2 protein-coding genes are annotated in these 1,778 nt (G+C 64.3%); one reads left to right on the top strand and one right to left on the bottom strand.

The features are described 5' to 3' along the window. Positions 1 to 1,213: outer membrane beta-barrel protein (locus EN893_RS32355; protein WP_164901319.1), on the bottom strand; the 1,213-nt coding region annotated here is incomplete at its 3' end. Between the two features lie 249 nt (positions 1,214 to 1,462). On the opposite strand from EN893_RS32355, the gene EN893_RS32350 reads away from it, so the two are divergent. Then, positions 1,463 to 1,778, top strand: a 316-nt coding sequence (locus tag EN893_RS32350; protein ID WP_128362111.1) for an SIS domain-containing protein, incomplete at its 3' end; no start/stop codon positions are given.

Raw genomic sequence — 1,778 nt, 5'->3', positions numbered from 1 at the left:
GGGTCAGGGCAGGGGAGATCTCGTAGCCGGTGCGCAACGTCGCCGTGTAGAGTGTGGAGTCCTGATCCTTCTGCGACAGCGAGGTGCCGTCCGAGAGCTTGGCGTCGCCGTAAAAATCGTGCGAGACCGCGCCGGTTAGCGTGTACTGCATCTTGCCGAGATGCTTTTCGACGGCGAGGCTGCCATCGATGGTCTGCCGCAGCGGCTGCTTGCTGACGCCGGCAATGGCGTCCGGTGATGATGCCGATTCCGGCACGGCCTCGTAGCCGAGCTTGGCGATGGCTCGCAACTCATTGTCGAGGTCGACATTGAGCTGGCCTTCGATGCGCCCTTGCGCGTCGTGAACCGGGTAACCCGACACGGTCTCGCGAAAAAGGCCATAGCCGTCGATCGTGGCTGAGTTCTCGCGCCAGTCGGAGGCGGCGGAAAAGCGCAGCGCTGTCTCGGACAGCAGCGCCGACGTGCCGGCACTGCTCGAATCGCCGTTCGAGGTGGCGGTCAGGCCCTGTTCGATCGTCGGCCGGATGACGAAGGAGCCCCATTTGACGCCGGTGGCGGCAAACGGATCATCCTCCAGCTTCTTTTTCTGGCCTTCGATGGCGTCAGTGCGCTCCGCGCCTGGGTCGAGCTTCTGCCTGTCGGCACTGTCGATGGTGAGGGCGCGGCGGTTGGCCGTGTCCGCATCGGTGTCTTCACCATCGGTGGCGTCCGTCGTGGAGGCGGTGATGTCGGAGGTGCCGGCCGTCGATTTCTTCTTCTTTTTCGACTTGTCGGCAGCCTTGTCCTTGGCCTGGCCAGCAGCATTCTGCCCGGCAGTCGATGAGCGGCGGCGAGGCTTGGGCGGCGCCGCGATGTCGGCGGACGTGTCGTCAGTGGCTGCCGGCTGGTCGAAGAGGCTGCCGGTCGCGATGGCATCGCCGGTATCCGTATCGTCAGGCACAGCACCGGCGCTGGCCGGCAGATAGGTGCGGGCCGGCGCATTGTCCTGCGCGGCATTGGCCGGCTGTTGACCCTGCGCTGCCAGGGCCAGCTGTCTCGCCTTGCGCTGCTGGTCGGACAGGATCGCCGATTCCGAAACCTCGCCGCGCAGTTCGGTTTCCTGGGCATGGAGCGCAGTCGGGCGCAGCAAGGCAAACATGCTGGTTGCCAGCAGCAAGGCGCAGACCGCCTTGCCCTTTCGTCCTGTCGAATTTTCTGGCTGGGCCCCGGACATCGCCACCACTGCTTGCGCGGCGCACGCGCGCCATACTTACCGAACCGTAAATGGGGATGGTTAACGGAGGGTTGAGGCGGCGGCCCGTCAACCAGCTGAAGCGCTGATTTCCAAAGGGATCCATACCGCGTGCGTCAAGCTTTTGGTTTTGGCGCCTGCCGTCGTCAAAACCACCGCGCACGTTCGGGCAACATGCCTTGGGCCATTTCTGTTGGACAGCGCGCCGGCAAAGCGCTAATCGCATCAGCCATGCATGCGGGATCCCTGGATAAGAAGCCTTCGGACAGGCAAGCCTCGATCGCTTCGGCGCTGAGGACGGTGGCGACAGAACAGGCTGGGGTTGCAGCCCTTGCCGAGGCCTTGGAGAACGGATTGGCCGCGCCTTTCGCGCAGGCGGTCGAGATGATCTCCGGGATTGAAGGCCGGCTCATCGTCACCGGTGTCGGCAAAAGCGGCCATATCGGTTCGAAGATCGCGGCGACGCTGGCCTCGACCGGCACGCCGGCTTTCTTTGTCCATCCCACAGAAGCCAACCACGGCGATCTCGGGATGATCGCCAGAGACG

It is taken from the genome of Mesorhizobium sp. M7A.F.Ca.CA.004.04.2.1 (genome assembly GCF_004022825.1).
In the GTDB taxonomy this organism is placed as follows: domain Bacteria; phylum Pseudomonadota; class Alphaproteobacteria; order Rhizobiales; family Rhizobiaceae; genus Mesorhizobium.
Note: the sequence above shows the minus strand (reverse complement) of the source record. Positions and strands in the feature narration are given on the sequence as shown.